The sequence below is a fragment of the Yersinia sp. Marseille-Q5920 genome (assembly GCF_946902935.1).
Taxonomy (GTDB): Bacteria; Pseudomonadota; Gammaproteobacteria; order Enterobacterales; family Enterobacteriaceae; genus Yersinia; species Yersinia rochesterensis.
In genome coordinates, this window is record NZ_CAMPQA010000015.1 from 62713 (window position 1) to 80568 (window position 17856).

Consider the following 17856-nt stretch of genomic DNA (forward strand, 5'->3'; position numbering starts at 1 on the left):
ACCTATTAGCCATAATAGGCGGGTATTCTGTTTTGTATCATATGCTCCAGTAAGGCAATAAAAAGATCAGCACTGATAACTGATGAATAATCTATCGAAAATAGTATATTACCTTTCGCATCAAATAATCTTATCTTATCATGATGCGCTTCACGTAAGGTTTCGATGCGCAATATATCCTCAATATTAATTGTACCTTTTTTTGTCACTAATGAGTGTGCGCTGAGTGACAGGGGGATCGTATCCATCTGAATTCTTTTCATTTTACTGACATTAAATAGGAGTGATTTTGACCAAAAATCATTTCCTCGCACTATATCAAATGCGATTGTTTTACCTCGCGATAATGCGTTTAAGCTTATTAATCCGACTTGCATAACTTGTTGATGAATTATCGTGTTTATGAGTGGATATGCATTGGTTATATTATTAAAGATAATATTCCAAGGTTTGTTTTTTGTTGTGCGGAATGCCATGGCATTAATTCTACCATTAGGATTTATTCCTGTGTGATATTTATAAATATTTTCTATTTTATTAAATGAGATAAAATAAATATTTCCATCATTATGATTAAAAACACGAATACCTTTTTCATAAAGAAAATAGGTAAATATGGGGCTTTCGTATAAACGCGAATAAATTAATAGACTTAATGATATACCGGCAATAGCAACGCATAGTATTGAAAGGATTGAAGGTGTTGAAAAGATAGATGTAGCCATTGATAAGCTAATTACTACAAAACTCAATCCTAATATAAATACTATTATGCCAATAGTTAATGTTGAGTTTTTATTTTTCAACTCATGGCGGCTAAGTATTTTTCCTTCGTCGATCATAATATACTCCATCCGGCCGCTGAGAAGATATTTCACTCGGTTATTATTGAATTACATTAATACTTTAGGCTCTTTATCAAGAGGGTAAATGAGCATTTTCCTAAAGTGTTTTGATGAAGATTTATGGAATAGAAGGGGGATGAGTCGTTGAGTCAGGATGGCATCTTGACGATAACTGCCCATTGAGAGGTGCAGATACATTTTAACAGCATAAATGAGATAACAAGCTAAGTGTGATGCCTTTCACGAGGCTGACTTACAGTGTAAGATGCGTGCATATTTATGTGGGTAGTTTTGGGTTTGAGTCCATCGCTGTGTCCACCAATAATTAATTAAAGACAACGACTAGAGAAAAATTCATATAAATGAAGCACATAAGAAACTTTTCTATTATTGCCCATATTGACCACGGTAAATCGACACTGTCGGATCGTATTATTCAGATTTGTGGCGGTTTATCTGAGCGAGAAATGGCCGCTCAAGTGCTGGATTCTATGGATCTGGAGCGCGAGCGTGGCATTACCATCAAGGCACAAAGTGTGACACTTGATTACCACGCAAAAGATGGTCAAACCTATCAACTCAACTTTATCGATACTCCCGGTCACGTTGACTTCTCTTATGAAGTTTCCCGCTCATTGGCGGCTTGTGAAGGGGCTTTATTGGTGGTTGATGCAGGGCAGGGCGTTGAAGCACAAACGCTGGCAAACTGCTATACGGCGATGGAAATGAATCTGGAAGTTGTTCCAGTTCTGAATAAAATCGACTTACCTGCGGCGGATCCAGAGCGTGTTGCTGAAGAGATTGAAGACATTGTCGGCATTGATGCGACTGATGCAGTGCGTTGCTCAGCAAAAACTGGCGTAGGTGTTCCTGATATTCTTGAGCGACTGGTGCGTGATATTCCGCCGCCTCAGGGCGATCCTGATGGCCCATTACAGGCACTGATTATTGACTCCTGGTTTGATAACTATCTGGGCGTCGTATCATTAATCCGTATCAAGAATGGTTCGTTGCGTAAAGGCGATAAAGTTAAAGTTATGAGTACCGGGCAGAGCTACAACGCTGAACGCTTGGGTATCTTTACACCAAAACGTGTTGATCGTGACGTACTAAACTGCGGTGAAGTAGGTTGGCTGGTCTGTGCGATAAAAGATATTTTGGGCGCACCGGTCGGCGATACACTGACATTGGCTCGTAACCCAGCTGAAAAATCATTACCTGGTTTTAAGAAAGTCAAACCACAGGTTTATGCGGGTCTGTTCCCGATTAGCTCCGATGACTATGAAGCTTTCCGTGATGCATTAGGCAAGCTGAGTCTTAATGACGCCTCTTTGTTCTATGAGCCAGAAAGTTCTACAGCACTGGGCTTTGGTTTCCGCTGTGGTTTCCTGGGCTTACTGCATATGGAAATCATTCAGGAACGTTTGGAGCGTGAGTACGATCTGGAGCTTATCACCACAGCACCAACGGTGGTGTATGAAGTGATTACAACGGCTCAGGAAACGGTTTATGTCGATAGCCCTTCCAAGCTGCCAGCCTTGAATAACATTGAGGAATTGCGCGAACCTATTGCTGAATGCCATATGCTGTTGCCACAGGAATACCTAGGTAACGTCATTACATTGTGTATTGAAAAACGCGGCATGCAGACCAACATGGTTTACCACGGCAATCAAGTGGCGCTGACATATGAAATTCCGATGGCTGAAGTGGTGCTCGATTTCTTTGATCGCCTGAAATCTACATCTCGTGGTTATGCATCATTAGATTACAATTTTAAACGTTTCCAGCCTTCCGACATGGTGCGTGTTGATGTATTAATCAACAATGAGCGAGTTGATGCGCTGGCGCTCATTACTCACCGTGACAATGCGCAGTACCGCGGCCGTGATCTGGTTGAGAAAATGAAGGAACTGATTCCACGTCAGCAATTTGATATTGCGATTCAGGCGGCTATCGGCAACCACATCATTGCTCGCTCGACGGTGAAACAGTTACGGAAAAACGTATTGGCGAAGTGTTATGGCGGCGATGTTAGTCGTAAGAAGAAACTTCTGCAGAAACAGAAAGATGGTAAAAAACGTATGAAGCAGGTCGGTAACGTTGAATTACCGCAAGAAGCTTTCCTGGCTATTCTGCATGTCGGAAAAGACAGTAAATAAGGAGTTTTGATGGCTAACATGTTTGCCTTGATTTTAGCGATAGCAACGTTGGTGACTGGAGTTATCTGGTGCTTCGAGCGGTTTAAATGGGGGCCAGCCCGTCAGGCAAAAGTTGCGGCTGTTAACGCCCAAACTGCGGCTATCAAGGCGCAAACCGGGAGTGCGGTAGATAACAAGACTCTCGCGCCAGCTGCAAGACAGCCTGGTTGGATTGAGACTTGTGCTTCAGTCTTCCCGGTGTTAGCTCTGGTATTTATCGTGCGCTCGTTTATTTACGAGCCTTTCCAGATCCCATCTGGCTCGATGATGCCCACATTATTGATCGGTGACTTCATTCTGGTAGAGAAGTTTGCTTACGGAGTTAAAGATCCTATTACGCAAACTACGCTGATCCCTACCGGGCATCCGAAGCGCGGTGATGTCGCCGTGTTTAAATATCCGCTAGACCCTCGTTTGGACTATATCAAGCGAGTGGTGGGTTTGCCGGGTGACCGGGTAAGTTACAATCCAATCAGTAAAGAAGTGACGGTTCAACCTGCTTGTAATACAGGGATTTCTTGTGACAGTGCATTGCCGATTACTTACAGTGCATCAGAACCAAGTGATTTCGTACAGACATTCCGTTATAGCGGTAATGGTGAGGCCTCTGCTGGTTTCTTCCAAATTCCGTTAAATCAGGCAGTGCCAGATGGTGGAGTTCGTCTGCGTGAGCGGACCGAAACCCTCGGCCCAGTTGCTCATCAGATCCTCACGGTGCCGGGCCGGCAAGAACAGGTTGGGGCTTATTATCAGCAACCTAATCAGCCGTTAGGCGTGTGGGTTGTGCCGGAAGGTCACTACTTTATGATGGGTGATAACCGGGATAATAGTGCCGATAGCCGCTATTGGGGTTTTGTGCCAGAACGTAATCTGGTAGGTAAAGCCACGGCTATTTGGATGAGTTTTGAAAAGCAAGAAGGTGAATGGCCAACGGGTGTGCGTTTAAGTCGTATTGGTGGAATACATTAATCTATATTGAGTCATTGAAGTGACGGCGGGGGATAAACACGCTGTCACTTCAAGTTCGCAGGGCATTTAAACGCAGCATTATATTTCCACTCGTTGTAGAATAACCTTTCGAGCGATAACAGTTGGCTCTTTTATGGGAGCCACTGCAAACGAAACAGTTTTGTTTTGGTAATATTGGCTGATCAGACCTGTTCCGTATGCTGTAGTTTTTGACGCATTCTTGATCTATTGGTAACTCATGAACCCCATCGTAATAAATAGGCTACAGCGGAAGCTGGGCTACACTTTTCAACAGCAGGAGCTCTTGCTGCAAGCACTGACTCATCGTAGCGCCAGTAGCAAACATAATGAACGCTTGGAGTTCCTGGGTGACTCTATATTAAGTTTCGTTATTGCCAATGAGCTATACCACCGTTTTCCCCGTGTTGATGAAGGGGATATGAGTCGGATGCGAGCGACATTGGTCAGAGGCAATACGCTAGCCGAAATGGCCCGTGAGTTTGACCTTGGTGAATGTTTGCGCCTTGGGCCGGGTGAATTGAAAAGTGGTGGTTTCCGCCGTGAATCAATTTTGGCAGATACAGTCGAAGCTTTAATCGGCGGTATATTCTTAGACAGCGATATTCATACGATTGGACGGCTGATTCTCGACTGGTATCGCAGTCGGTTAGACGAAATCAGCCCAGGTGATAAGCAGAAAGACCCCAAAACGCGTTTGCAAGAATACTTGCAGGGCCGTCATCTGCCATTACCCTCTTATCTGGTTGTGCAGGTTCGCGGTGAAGCACATGACCAGGAATTTACTATCCACTGCCAGGTGAGTGGCTTGAATGAACCGGTAATAGGCACCGGCTCAAGTCGCCGTAAAGCTGAGCAGGCGGCAGCGGAAGCAGCGCTGATAAAGTTGGAGCTTGAATGAGCGAAGTAGAAAAAACGTATTGTGGTTTTATTGCAATTGTAGGTCGCCCAAATGTGGGTAAATCTACCTTGCTGAATGAATTGCTGGGGCAGAAAATTTCCATCACTTCACGTAAACCACAAACCACACGCCACCGTATTATGGGGATCCATACTGAAGGGCCTTACCAGGCTATTTATGTTGATACCCCAGGGCTGCATATTGAAGAAAAACGTGCGATTAACCGTTTAATGAATCGTGCGGCAAGCAGCTCTCTCGGTGACGTGGAATTAGTGATTTTTGTGGTTGAAGGCACTAACTGGACTGCCGACGATGAAATGGTGGTGAATAAACTGCGCAGTTTGCAGTGTCCAGTATTATTAGCCATTAACAAAGTCGATAACGTTACTGATAAAACAAAGCTGTTACCGCATATCCAGTTCTTAAGCCAGCAGATGAATTTCCTGGACGTTGTTCCGATCTCTGCGGAGAAAGGGATGAATGTGGACACCATCGCCAGTATTGTGCGCAAGCATATGCCAGAAGCGGTGCATCACTTCCCGGAAGATTACATCACTGACCGTTCCCAGCGTTTTATGGCGTCGGAAATCATTCGTGAAAAGCTGATGCGCTTCTTGGGCGAGGAATTACCTTACTCGGTGACAGTTGAAATTGAACAGTTTGTACCAAATGAACGCGGTGGCTATAACATCCATGGGCTGATTTTGGTCGAGCGCGAAGGCCAGAAGAAAATGGTCATCGGTAATAAAGGTTCAAAAATCAAGACTATCGGTATCGAAGCCCGCCAGGACATGGAACAAATGTTCGAAGCTAAAGTGCATCTTGAGCTGTGGGTGAAAGTGAAATCAGGCTGGGCAGATGACGAACGTGCATTGCGCAGCTTAGGCTATACCGACGACCTGAAATAAGCTCGCCGATGGAAGGTTGGCAACGCGCATTTGTCCTGCATGGGCGACCTTACAGTGAAACCAGTTTAATGCTGGATTTATTCACTGAGGGGGAGGGCCGCATGAGGGTGTTGGCAAAAGGTGCGCGAAGTCGCCGTTCCAATCTAAAAGGCTGCTTGCAGCCTTTTACGCCATTACTGGTTCGTTGGACTGGGCGTGGTGAAGTTAAAACGTTGCGTAGTGCCGAGCCGGTTTCACTGGCTCTCCCATTGACTGGCTCAATGTTGTACAGCGGCCTATATGTCAACGAGCTGCTCGCGCGCGTCCTCGAACACCAAACCAATTACTCCGCTCTATTCTTCGACTATCTGCATTGTTTACAATCATTGGCTGGTAGCGATGGTTCCCCTGAATATGCTTTGCGCCAGTTTGAATTGGCGATATTGGCTCATCTTGGCTATGGCGTTGATTTCCTTCATTGCGCGGGGAGTGGCCAGCCGGTGTCTGATACCATGACTTACCGCTACCGCGAGGAAAAAGGATTTATTGCCAGTTTGGTGGTTGATCACTACAGCTTTACTGGCCGCCAATTATTGGCTCTGGCTAACCGTGAGTTTCCTGATGCTGATACGTTGCGTGCAGCCAAGCGTTTTACCCGCATTGCTCTGAAACCTTACTTGGGGGGGAAGCCCTTAAAAAGCCGCGAACTGTTCCGCCAATTTGTGATTAAACCGCCAGCAGAACCCTTGCCCTAGTACCTGCAACCCATTGTTTACATTGCGGTTCACCAACTTTCCTTTACTGTGCCTATCCGCTGCCCACTGACTCGGTGTAAACTGCCAGACACTTACGCGTTTATTGGCAAGCATTCTTGCATGCCTATTAATCTATCAAAGATGCATCCATACCTGGAGGGCTGTCATGGCTGATTTGTTGCTGGGCGTTAATATTGATCACATTGCGACATTACGAAATGCACGTGGGACCATTTACCCCGATCCTGTTCAGGCCGCTTTTATTGCAGAACAAGCCGGCGCTGACGGTATTACCGTCCATTTACGCGAAGATCGCCGCCATATCACGGATCGTGACGTACGCATTCTGCGCCAAACCATCCAAACTCGCATGAATCTGGAAATGGCTGTCACCGATGAAATGGTGGGTATTGCTTGTGAGATAAGCCCACACTTTTGCTGTTTGGTACCGGAAAAACGGCAGGAAGTCACTACTGAGGGTGGGCTGGATGTTGCAGGTCAAATTGATAAAATGACTGTCGCGGTGAGACGGCTTGCTGAGGCAGGTATTCTGGTTTCACTGTTTATCGATGCTGATATGCGCCAAATTGATGCCGCTGTGACTGTCGGGGCACCTTACATTGAGATTCATACTGGCGCTTATGCTGATGCTTCTTCAGATTTAGCTCGTCAGGCTGAATTAATGCGGATCGCCAAAGCGGCGACCTATGCTGCCAGCAAAGGGCTGAAAGTTAACGCGGGTCACGGCCTGACTTATCATAATGTCCAACCCATTGCCGCCTTACCAGAGATGCATGAGCTAAATATTGGTCATGCAATCATTGGTCAGGCCGTTATGTCGGGGCTTGCTGCTGCTGTTACCGATATGAAAGTATTGATGCGAGAAGCTCGTCGGTAATGGCTATTATTGGGTTAGGTACTGATATTGTTGAGATTTCTAGGATAGAAGCCGTGGTTGAACGCAGTGGTGATAAGCTGGCACGGCGTATTCTCAGCCCATCGGAATGGCAACATTATCAGCAGCACCAACAGCCAATCCGTTTTTTGGCCAAACGTTTTGCCGTTAAAGAAGCTGCCGCTAAAGCATTCGGCACCGGTATCCGTAATGGTTTGGCATTTAACCAGTTCGAAGTGGTTAACGATGCATTGGGCAAACCAACGCTACGTTTACATCAACGAGCGGCAGAGTTGGCGGCCGAACTCGGAGTCAAATCTTTGCATGTAACCTTGGCAGATGAACGGCGTTATGCCTGCGCCACTGTGATTATCGAAAGCTAAAACTCGTTATTGCCATCAAGACGCAGTGAACGGGAATGGAAGGGCGAGTATGAAAATACCGCCCTTTTTTGTCTTTATTTTATCTAATTGTAAGTTCTCACTCCCATACCTCTTTCCAATTCTCCGTCTGAAATTTGTGCTCGTTGTACATCGCCGCCGGACGAAAACTCACCGAAATAAATCTTAATTTTGCGATCAGCCCAACAAGTTGGTTAACCAATACTTCATTTGGTCGCCCAATTGATGGTACTTGTAATACCAAATTATTGGGCGTCACAGACAGTTTGTTCATGCGAGTACAAAATTAAAACAGAAATAGCAGTATGACAGCGATTTTCGATCAACAAAAAATCACTAGGATTGGTCTGACCAATATAAGAGTAGTGATACTAGAAAAAATTTGATGTTTCATAACTGGGGAAAATAAAAGATGGAATGGATTAATATCCTATGGGTGGTATTGGGCATTGGCTTAATGCTAGTGCTGAATATACGCTATCAGATTAACTCAATGATTGCCTTGCTGTTAGCGGCTCTGTTAGTGGGCACTCTCGCCGGTATGGATCTGCTCAAACTTCTGCATACCATTAAAGCGGGGTTTGGTGGGACGCTCGGTGAACTGGCAATAATTGTCGTATTTGGTGCTGTGATCGGCAAGTTGATGGTCGATTCCGGCGCTGCTCATCAGATAGCTCAAACACTCTTACGCCAATTTGGGCTTAAGTATGTCGAGTTTGCGGTCATCATCATTGGCCTGATCTTTGGTTTGGCGATGTTCTATGAGGTTGCCTTTATTATTTTGGCACCATTGATCATTGCTATTGCCGTTGAAGCCAAGATCCCATTCCTCAAACTGGCGATCCCGGCAGTAGCTGCCGCGACCACTGCGCATTCCCTTTTCCCACCACAGCCAGGGCCAGTTGCACTGGTTAGTGCCTATGGTGCTGATATGGGGATGGTTTATATCTATGGGGTTTTGGTTGCCATCCCTTCTGTTATTTGTGCGGGTCTGATTTTGCCGAAGTTTCTCGGTAATTTGGAACGACCAATTCCAACTTTCCTGAAAGCAGAAAATCCGCTTGATGAAAACAACCTGCCGTCGTTCAGCACCTCGATTCTGGTGCCGTTAATCCCTGCTTTCATTATGATTTTTACCACCATTGCCAATATCTGGCTGGTGAAAGGGACGACGTCGTACACCATCCTTAACTTCTTGGGTTCATCACCCATTGCCATGTTTATCGCCATGCTGGTTGCTTTTGTACTGTTTGGCACCGGGCGCGGTCATAAAATGGAATGGGTCATGCACTCATTTGAAGGGGCGGTGAAAGGCATAGCCATGGTCATCTTGATCATTGGTGCGGGCGGGGCGCTAAAGCAGGTCATCATTGATACTGGCATTGGCGATACCATTGGTATGTTGATGTCAGCTGGTGGGGTGTCACCTTACATCATGGCCTGGCTGATTACCGTGCTTATCCGCCTGTCAACCGGGCAGGGTGTGGTGTCGGCAATGACTGCCGCAGGTATTATTGGTGCCGCAGTTATGGACCCAGTAACACATACGATTACCTCTGTCGATCCGGCACTGTTGGTACTGGCAACGGCGGCAGGTTCTAATACTTTCACTCATATTAATGATGCTTCATTCTGGCTGTTCAAAGGGTATTTTGATCTGTCGATTAAAGACACACTGAAGACTTGGGGCTTGCTAGAGTTAACTAACTCAGTGGTGGGCTTGGCGATGGTGTTGCTGATCAGTTTGTTTATTTAATGTAGTGTTGAGTTGAGTTGAGTTGAGTTGATTTTATTATCAGTGCTTCTGTGGAGGCACTGATAATTGACCTCACAGGAAAGTCATAGAAATTAGAGACGATCGGCGTGATGCAATTGGACAAACTTGTCCCACAGCTGCTCGTTAGTTTCTACCCAAGCGGGATCGATAGAAATTGTATTATCAATAGGGCAGACCAACTGACAAGTTGGGGTTTCGTAATGACCGACGCATTCTGTACAGCGCATCGGGTCAATTTGATAAATTTCTGCACCCATGGAAATTGCCTCGTTAGGGCATTCCGGCTCGCACATGTCGCAATTAATACATTTACGAGTGATCAACAGGGCCATGGTTCCTCTTACCTTAGGTCGGGTGTTCTTAACAGCGGTGGATTATACCCCTCTGGTATCCTTAGACCAGTTTTTTCACCAGCGCCGCACTGTACTTAATATGCTCCTGAGCACTTTCAAGGTCTTGCTGGATCATCGCCATAAATAGCAAGTCAGTCAGCGCGTATTGGGCAGTGCTCGACGAAATGGCTGCGCTGCGAATGGCTGGCTCTTCCGAAATAGTATACAAACAATGGTCAGCCCGCTGCTGCAAGCTATTTGGGGTAAAACTGGTCAGCGCCAACACCTTAGCACCGCAGCGTTGTGCTTCTTCTGCTGCCAAATTAAGCTCACGACGCTCTCCGCTAAAGGAGATCGCCAGCAGTAAGTCTTGGCTATCCAAGGTCTGTACCGCCGCCAGTTGTGCATGCATATCCGTTTCAGACACCGCCATAACGCCTATTTTCAATAGTTTATGTGCAAAATCTTTCGCCACTAAGCCCGATGCCCCCAAACCGGTCAAAATAATCCTTCGCGCCGCCCGTAGCATCGCCAGTGCTTCTGCTAAGCGTTGTTCGCTATTGATATCCAAAGTCGCTCGTAGTGCGGCAACTTTTTCAGCCAATAACTTTTCGCCCACTGTTTTTAAACTGTCGGTACTCAAAATTTGGTTGTGGAGAGTGACCGCCTGCTCAGGAGTGGCCACAATCTCACTCAATGCTTGTTTCAGTGCCGGGAAGCCTTTATAACCTAATTTTTGGGCAAATTTGACCACCGCAGATTGGCTAACGCCAGTTTGTTGTGCCAGTTTTTGTGAGCTGAGGTGGCGTGCCAGTTCGGGGTTAGTCAGCAGGAAATCGGCTAACTTACGATCATTTTGTGCCAGCGTTGGATAGAGCTGACGAATGCGAAGAAGACTACTCATAAATCAGTTCCTGAATATGGGAGGTTATTCTGCCAAGTTGGTTAATAATACCCATAAAAAATAAAATCAAAGGCCAAGTGCTGGAGCATAACATCTTTTTTTTGTAAGAGTCCGGTGAATAGGTCAAGAAATCATCCATTTTTATCCAGATTCAATGACATTAAATCACTACGAATAGACAGCCCAATAAGGAAATTTAATTTACAGTTAGCTGTTGTGGTGCTGGTTGAATATTAAATTCTCTTTATAGATTAGTAATAAACGGGTTTAATCAATTGCAACTCAACAGCAAGGCTTATAGCATGCTTGGCATTTGTTACTCCTAGTTTTCTAACCGCTCTCCCCATATGGTGTTTTACTGTGGTGGGTTGTATTCCTAAAATAAGAGCTATTTCTTGATAGGATTTACCAACACTTGCCCAATAAATAATCTCATTTTCACGCTTTGAAAAAATTTCGTTTTTATTCATTTTATAAAAATAATTAGTGCTATTAACATCGTTATAAAGTGAGGTCAGTTCTTCATGAGTATTCATTAATAGCAACTGGATATTACCTTTTTCCTGATCGAACTCTTTTTCCACATCGACATCTTTGCCTATCATCAGAGAAAGAACGACTAAGTTTGAGTTTTGATCGTGTAGGACAAAGGTATATCCATTAATAAAATCATGCTGCTTAGCCAAATCAAATAATTTGGGTGACTTTAATATAATATTTTCATCCCAAGAAAAAGGTGTAACCCGATGTGCTGCAGTAAGAAGAACCGGATCTATAAACTGAAAGTTATTCTGTATATAAAAATCAACCCATTTATCTCTATTGGAAATAGCCGTAAAATCACAAGGATTTCTCTTGTTCATGATTGCATATGCATATTTGATATTATTGTATTTTTCGAGTTTTCGTTCAAGTTGTTTCTTTATGCTAGAATTAATTAATTTGTTTTTGAAAAATAATTTATTCAAGGTCCATCTCCTTAATAAAATATATTTTTATTAAGAGATAGTATACCAAGTGGATTTATCTGTAAATAACCTATTGCTTGATGATTTATAGTAATAAATATTAAAAACATATTTGCCATAATAATGCTTTTTAATATGCATGTATTTCATATGGAAAGTGAGTTTATAATTTTTCTAATAATAAAGTATTTATATTAATTAAAAATAACGTTACATTTTAAAGTACAGTCCTAGATTGTACCTTAGTACCATTACTATCGTTTATCTATATGCGTATAATACTCACAATAGGTTGATGGAGATATTTGGCATCAAAATTTTGGTGGCGATTTTTTATTATTAACTGTCTGTTAAATTAACTTTTGTGTATGGGGGTTATATTGAAAGGGGGTTTTATGATCAAAAAAATATCAGATTGGCATCCTGCGGATATAATCGCAGCGATACATAAAAAAGGATCTTCTCTCTCCGCGATATCGCGAAGTTCGGGTTTAAGTCCAAGTACGCTTACCAATGCGCTAAAAAGACCTTGGCCTAAAGGCGAGTATATAATTGCAAGTTTCTTAGATGTTCATCCATCAGAAATATGGCCGACAAGATATTATGACCCACATTCAGGAAAGCGGATAAATAGGGAGGATAAAATAAGAAAGAAAATTAAAATTTTATTATGATAAGTCACTATAAGGCATATTTGTTAAATGATATGATTTTTATGTGTGCGGCTAACGCTATATTAATGAGGAAAAATCATGAATTTGGGCGCTTTGATTTCTGAAAGTCGCAATCCGGCCACGATGGATTTGGATAAACTCTCCACTTTGGAGATGCTAACCCGCATTAATGATGAAGACCGTAAAGTGCCGGAGGCGATTCGTTTGGTGCTACCCAACATTGCTCGCGCGGTAGATTTAGCGGCTAAAGCTTTACAGGCCGGAGGCCGGTTGATTTATCTGGGGGCCGGCACCAGCGGGCGGCTTGGCGTTTTAGATGCCTCGGAATGCCCGCCGACCTTCGGTGTACCTCATGGTAGGGTCATCGGCTTAATTGCTGGTGGCCCCGGCGCGCTACTCAAAGCGGTGGAGGGCGCTGAGGATGATATGTCACTCGGCGAGCGGGATTTGCAAAATTTACAGTTGACCTCGACGGATATGGTGGTCGGGCTAGCCGCCTCGGGCCGCACCCCCTATGTCATTGGCGCGCTGCGGTATGCCCGCCAGCTTGGGTGCCCTACTGCGGCCATTTCCTGTAACCCGGATTCTCCTATCGCGCAAGAAGCGCTAATCGCGATTTCGCCTGTCGTTGGGCCAGAGGCGCTGACCGGCTCGACCCGCATGAAATCGGGCACGGCACAAAAATTAGTGTTAAATATGTTATCGACTGGCGCGATGGTGAAGCTCGGCAAGGTCTATCAAAATCTGATGGTGGATGTAAAAGCGACCAATATAAAATTAATCGATCGCGCATGCCGCATTGTGGTTGAAGCTACCGGAGCCAGCCGTACAGAGGCGGAAAATGCATTGTCGCAAACTGAATTTGAAGTCAAACCGGCTATATTGATGATTCTAAAAGGAGTCAGTGCGGAGCAAGCTCATCAGGATTTACAGCGGCATAATGGATATTTACGCGCCGCATTGTAAGGCTGATTTGTATGGGGCGATGCCCCCCGTATTTATTGATTAGTTATTGATTAAGTTATTGATTAAGTTATTGATTAAATTTACGGGATTTAAATGATAAAGGTTTTGAACGCAGAGCAAACTGACACGACTGAACCGCCAGCGGAAAGTGTCAAGCGGGTTGTCTTCTTTGATTTAGACGGCACTTTGCATCAACAGGATATGTTTGGCAGCTTTTTGCGTTTTCTGCTGCGCCATTTGCCACTGAATATATTGTTGGTCATTCCATTGCTGCCAGTTATTGGATTGGGGCTATTGGTGGGCGGGCGTTGCGCTCGTTGGCCAATAAGTTTATTGCTGTGGGCCATCACTTTTGGCCGCCCTGAAGCCCATCTGAGAGATTTAGAACTGCGCTTTGTGAATGATTTTCGCCAAAAAGTGACTGAATTTCCGGTGGTGATGATGCGCTTGCGCCAATATCTCGAGAGCAGCGATGCTCAGGTGTGGCTGATTACCGGCTCACCGCAACGGCTGGTCGAGCAGGTTTATCACGATTCAGACTTTATTCAGCATTTACGGCTGGTGGGTAGCCGCATGGCACGGCGCAATGGCGGGTGGGTATTGCCACTGCGCTGTTTAGGGCCAGAAAAAGTGCTGCAATTAGAACAGCGCTTGGGGTCGCCACTGAAACTCCACAGCGGTTACAGTGACAGTAAGCAGGATAATCCGCTGCTGCATTTTTGTGAACACCGCTGGAGAGTCAGTAAAACCGGCGAATTACAACAGTTAGAATAAGCCACCGAGTGCCAAAGCCCACTGAAGTTATTCATCACGTTTCTCTAGTGAGTCACATCATTTTCATGGTGACCGACCCGCCAGATCCGCTCTGCATGCCGCCCCAGTAACCACAAACTGATGCCGAGCAACAGGAAGAAAATAGTTTTCGGCATAGCATCCCAGAAAAATTCAAAGAAACGGGTATACAAGTTGATAGCCAAAAATGTCAGGCCAAAGCCGCGTAGCATGGCATCATCGCGCTTTAACCCCAGCCAGATGGCTGCCGCGGCGGCGAGAGCAAATAATAAACTCCAATGGAGCAGTTCAATCTGGCGTATTTGATACCAATGGTCGATATCGCCGTAATTGCCAAAAATAGACAATAGCCACAGGGCAATAAATAGATAAAGCAGCCCCATAGCCTGCGAAACCCTGTCCAGCCGACGTGCCGCGAGTTGTGGTTGTAATGCCAATGCACTGGCGCACAGCAGTAAGCCGAAGGCGATAAAGCGGGTTGGGTAGCTCATTCCCAGCCAGTAAGCGCCCCAACCAGACATGTAGCCAGTTTCTGCACCAAAAGTATTACCCAGTGACAGCAAGGCAAATAGCCAGACGAGAGGGGCGCGGCCAAACCAGCCGACCGCCGCGTAAATCAGGGTGCCGAGCAACAATAATACCGAGATGCGGCCACTGCCATTATCTAGCCATTCGCCAAGTTGGCCGATAGCAGCGGCAGTAAAAATGACACCGAGGAACAACACGGCCTCATTGCTATAGATTTTGCTGGCGTCTTGTCGGCGGCGGTGAAATCCCCAGCCGTAAAAAGCCGCCGCTAAGATGGCGGTGACTGCTACCCGAACCGGAGGATCAAAGCGGAAAAATTGACTGATCCAGGCTAATAGGAAAGTATCAGCCATCAAGCTGCCAATCGCGATGACCAGTGAGGCCAGTGCAGCAAGGAAGGCATAACCCGCCAGCCTGCGCCAGTCGAAAGGTTGAACATCAATATTTGCCAACAAACGCTGATGTTCTTCTGCGGGAATAACACTTTCTTTGGCCCATCCATCAAGGGTTTTGCGCACAATTGCCGCATTTTTCTTGCTGAGTTTCATTGCTCTGGTTTCCCTCTACAGTTGCACATTATATGCATCAGAAACGATTCCTATTCTGACGGAACATTAACTGATCATTATATGTTGAGCTACTTTATAGTGAATTTAGTGGCGATAGTGATTGCTGTGTATAATGCACGCCGCAAAAGTGCCAGAGAGGTTAATGTGTCCATTGATAATAATTTTTCTTCTGAATGTGATTCGCCAACTGAATATAGTGATGGGTACTGGATGCAGCGGGCACTCGCATTGGCGTTGCGCGCGCAAGCAGAGGGCGAAGTCCCGGTGGGCGCGGTATTAGTGCTGGATAATCAGATAATTGGCGAGGGCTGGAACCGCTCTATTGGTGATAATGACCCCACCGCGCATGCTGAAATCATGGCGCTACGCCAGGGGGGGCAAGCAGTGCAGAATTATCGTCTGATAGATGCCACTTTATATGTCACTCTGGAACCCTGTGTGATGTGCGCTGGTGCTATGGTACACAGCCGCATTCGCCGGCTGGTCTATGGCGCTAATGATCTAAAAACCGGTGCGGCGGGATCATTGGTGGATATTTTACGTCACCCTGGAATGAACCATCAGATAGAGATAACGGCGGGAGTGTTGGCCGATGCTTGTTCCCACCAATTGAGCGCCTTTTTCCGCTTGCGGCGCGAACAACAAAAAGCCTTGAAACGCGCCGCAACTGATAAATAAGCCATACTCAAAGTCATTGGGGTTGCTGGTAGGCAGCAACTGAGAGACAAATCGGTCGGGAACCGATTTGAACAGCATTTATGCTAGCCCGCAGGGTGAGCCTCAAGGATGAGGCTCATTAATACCGATGAGCTTACTCAAGTAAGAACAGTATATTAGTTATTGATTGACCAGCCGGGGCCGACGACCGGATAGGCTTTACCCAGTTCGGCTTCAATCGCGGCATGTTGAGCGGCTTTTCTCTCTTTTTCCTGCAAATAACCCACCAAACTCACCTGATAGCGGCGGATGTTTTCAACGTAGTTATAGGCTTCGTGACCCCGGGCATAGCCATAGGTGGTGCTCGGGTAGTAGCTCTTCTGGCTCAACATCGGTAGGCGCATTTTTACGTCCACCCAACTGTCTGGATTACCATTTTGTTTTTTGGTCAGCTTGCGGGCATCAAGCATATGGCCATAACCCATATTATATGACGCCAGTGCGAACCAAATTCGCTCATCTTCTGGGATGGTCTCCGGCACTTTTCGCATCAGCCGTTGTAAGTAAATCGAACCGCCTTTGATACTCTCTTCAGGATCAACTCGGTCTTTCACGCCCAAGCCACTGGCGGTGGCCCGTGTGAGCATCATCAGGCCGCGCACCCCTGTGGGTGAGGTTGCTTGCGGATTCCAATGGGATTCTTGATAGGCGATCGCGGCCAGTAATTTCCAGTCAATTTCACCGGCATGCTTTTCAAATAAGGGCTGGAAAGAGGGCAGCACATTATCAATGGCGGAGAGGAATGTTTTGGTGTCGACATAATCAAAACTGCCGACATGGCCGAGATATTTTTCCTCCAGACGCGCCAAACTGCCGTCTTCTACCATCTCACTGTAGAAATCAAGCATCGCCGCATACAGGCTGTCATCATTACTTTGCTGGAAATACCAAGTCACCGGTTCTTCATCCGTGACGTCAAAAGCCACTGCTAATTGTGGGTGAATACGTTGCAGCAGAGCAATAGTGACAGAATCCCCAAGGGTATAGTCGAGCTTACCGTCAGCGACTTGCTCCAGTAATTCTTTACCGGAGCGATCAACCGATGACCCCCAGTTCAGATCTGGATATTTGGTCTTTTTAAGCTGTTTCAAGGTGGTCATATGGGCTGAGCCGGAGGCAATAATCAGCTGGCCTTTCAGGTCACTAAATGATTTAGGCCGCGGTGAACCCAAACGGTAGACTAATTGTTGCGACACGGAATAGTAGGCAGGGCCAGTACGCGCCCGATTAAGGCGTTCGCGGTTATAAATCAGCCCAGCAGCAATGAGGTCGGCATCGTCACTATCTAAAGCATCAAATAAGTCGTTGATATTATGATGGGGGGTCATCACCAGCTTAACCCCCAGATAATCAGCAAACCGTTGTGCCAGCTCATAGTCGAGGCCGGAAGATCCGTCCTTTCCGGTAGAGTAGATCAGTGGTGAACTTATTGTGCTAACTCGCAGTTCACCACGGGTTTTTATACGGTCCAGTTGCCCTTCTTGCCCATTGCGCCAAGGAATATTGGGCCACAACGCGAGAGCCAGAAGTAAGGCAACTAGCCCGATGACAAAGTAATTTAATTTTATGCGCGTCAAATAGTTATCTCTCGGCAGCGCTCTTTATATGTGTATTTTGAAGCATAATTCGACATGGTTAAATCCCCAGTGGAGCGGCATTTTGCGTAATAATTCGTCAGTGTGCAACTTTATTGCGAGCTTATTGATCAGGTATTCGATGTATATCTCTAACAAAACTTTCTGACGCAATTATGAATA

General features: G+C 45.7%; 18 protein-coding genes. 12 read left to right on the forward strand and 6 right to left on the reverse strand.

The window, feature by feature from the left end; all coding sequences use genetic code 11:
• Positions 1-5: 5 nt before the first annotated feature.
• Positions 6-842, reverse strand: coding sequence for a hypothetical protein (locus OVO64_RS18150; protein ID WP_038635551.1), 837 nt, complete (start codon positions 840-842; stop codon positions 6-8).
• A 365-nt stretch (positions 843-1207) separates the two neighbouring features.
• Between OVO64_RS18150 and lepA the strand changes: the two genes are divergently transcribed.
• From lepA to gntP, 8 genes are all read left to right on the forward strand, one after another.
• Complete coding sequence (gene lepA, locus OVO64_RS18155; RefSeq protein ID WP_038635548.1) at positions 1208-3007, forward strand: translation elongation factor 4; 1800 nt, start codon at positions 1208-1210, stop codon at positions 3005-3007.
• 9 nt (positions 3008-3016) lie between these two features.
• Complete coding sequence (gene lepB / locus OVO64_RS18160; protein ID WP_038635545.1) at positions 3017-4015, forward strand: signal peptidase I; 999 nt, start codon at positions 3017-3019, stop codon at positions 4013-4015.
• A gap of 238 nt (positions 4016-4253) precedes the next feature.
• Positions 4254-4934 (forward strand): ribonuclease III, encoded by a 681-nt coding sequence (gene rnc, locus OVO64_RS18165; protein WP_038635542.1) that lies wholly within the window; start codon positions 4254-4256, stop codon positions 4932-4934.
• Positions 4931-5842 carry a GTPase Era gene (gene era / locus OVO64_RS18170; RefSeq protein ID WP_032819824.1) on the forward strand — a complete coding sequence of 304 codons (912 nt, stop codon included), beginning with the start codon at positions 4931-4933 and terminating at the stop codon, positions 5840-5842. The genes rnc and era overlap by 4 nt, the downstream gene beginning before the upstream one ends.
• An 8-nt stretch (positions 5843-5850) precedes the next feature.
• Positions 5851-6576: a DNA repair protein RecO gene (gene recO, locus OVO64_RS18175; protein ID WP_038635540.1), complete on the forward strand. Its 726-nt coding sequence runs from the start codon at positions 5851-5853 to the stop codon at positions 6574-6576.
• A gap of 166 nt (positions 6577-6742) precedes the next feature.
• The gene (gene pdxJ, locus OVO64_RS18180; RefSeq protein ID WP_038635537.1) at positions 6743-7474 is read left to right on the forward strand and encodes a pyridoxine 5'-phosphate synthase; all 732 of its coding nucleotides are present in this window, start codon (positions 6743-6745) and stop codon (positions 7472-7474) included.
• Positions 7474-7854: a holo-ACP synthase gene (gene acpS, locus OVO64_RS18185; RefSeq protein WP_038635534.1), complete on the forward strand. Its 381-nt coding sequence runs from the start codon at positions 7474-7476 to the stop codon at positions 7852-7854. Before pdxJ ends, acpS begins: the two co-directional genes overlap by 1 nt.
• A 430-nt stretch (positions 7855-8284) precedes the next feature.
• Positions 8285-9628 (forward strand): gluconate permease GntP, encoded by a 1344-nt coding sequence (gene gntP / locus OVO64_RS18190; RefSeq protein WP_038635531.1) that lies wholly within the window; start codon positions 8285-8287, stop codon positions 9626-9628.
• Between the two features lie 92 nt (positions 9629-9720).
• On the opposite strand, the gene OVO64_RS18195 is transcribed toward gntP, so the two are convergent.
• The 3 genes from OVO64_RS18195 to OVO64_RS18205 all read right to left on the reverse strand — a co-directional run bounded on the left by OVO64_RS18195 (position 9721) and on the right by OVO64_RS18205 (position 11853).
• Complete coding sequence (locus tag OVO64_RS18195; protein ID WP_025379234.1) at positions 9721-9981, reverse strand: YfhL family 4Fe-4S dicluster ferredoxin; 261 nt, start codon at positions 9979-9981, stop codon at positions 9721-9723.
• A 61-nt stretch (positions 9982-10042) separates the two neighbouring features.
• Complete coding sequence (locus OVO64_RS18200; protein ID WP_038635528.1) at positions 10043-10885, reverse strand: MurR/RpiR family transcriptional regulator; 843 nt, start codon at positions 10883-10885, stop codon at positions 10043-10045.
• A gap of 251 nt (positions 10886-11136) precedes the next feature.
• Positions 11137-11853: a helix-turn-helix transcriptional regulator gene (locus OVO64_RS18205; RefSeq protein ID WP_145585476.1), complete on the reverse strand. Its 717-nt coding sequence runs from the start codon at positions 11851-11853 to the stop codon at positions 11137-11139.
• Positions 11854-12248: 395 nt separating this feature from the next.
• Here OVO64_RS18205 and OVO64_RS18210 point away from each other — a divergent pair, with 395 nt between their 5' ends.
• From OVO64_RS18210 to yfhb, 3 genes are all read left to right on the forward strand, one after another.
• Complete coding sequence (locus OVO64_RS18210) at positions 12249-12527, forward strand: helix-turn-helix domain-containing protein (protein ID WP_145586153.1); 279 nt, start codon at positions 12249-12251, stop codon at positions 12525-12527.
• A gap of 78 nt (positions 12528-12605) precedes the next feature.
• The gene (gene murQ, locus OVO64_RS18215; protein ID WP_038635521.1) at positions 12606-13493 is read left to right on the forward strand and encodes an N-acetylmuramic acid 6-phosphate etherase; all 888 of its coding nucleotides are present in this window, start codon (positions 12606-12608) and stop codon (positions 13491-13493) included.
• 93 nt (positions 13494-13586) lie between these two features.
• The gene (gene yfhb / locus OVO64_RS18220; RefSeq protein WP_038635519.1) at positions 13587-14267 is read left to right on the forward strand and encodes a phosphatidylglycerophosphatase C; all 681 of its coding nucleotides are present in this window, start codon (positions 13587-13589) and stop codon (positions 14265-14267) included.
• Positions 14268-14311: 44 nt separating this feature from the next.
• Here yfhb and OVO64_RS18225 read toward each other — a convergent pair whose 3' ends face one another.
• Complete coding sequence (locus tag OVO64_RS18225; protein WP_038635517.1) at positions 14312-15361, reverse strand: hypothetical protein; 1050 nt, start codon at positions 15359-15361, stop codon at positions 14312-14314.
• 126 nt (positions 15362-15487) lie between these two features.
• On the opposite strand from OVO64_RS18225, the gene tadA reads away from it, so the two are divergent.
• On the forward strand, positions 15488-16060 hold the full coding sequence (tadA, locus tag OVO64_RS18230; protein ID WP_038639729.1) for a tRNA adenosine(34) deaminase TadA: 573 nt from the start codon (positions 15488-15490) through the stop codon (positions 16058-16060).
• A 155-nt stretch (positions 16061-16215) separates the two neighbouring features.
• Here tadA and mltF read toward each other — a convergent pair whose 3' ends face one another.
• The gene (mltF, locus tag OVO64_RS18235) at positions 16216-17676 is read right to left on the reverse strand and encodes a membrane-bound lytic murein transglycosylase MltF (RefSeq protein ID WP_267248926.1); all 1461 of its coding nucleotides are present in this window, start codon (positions 17674-17676) and stop codon (positions 16216-16218) included.
• Positions 17677-17856: the final 180 nt, after the last annotated feature.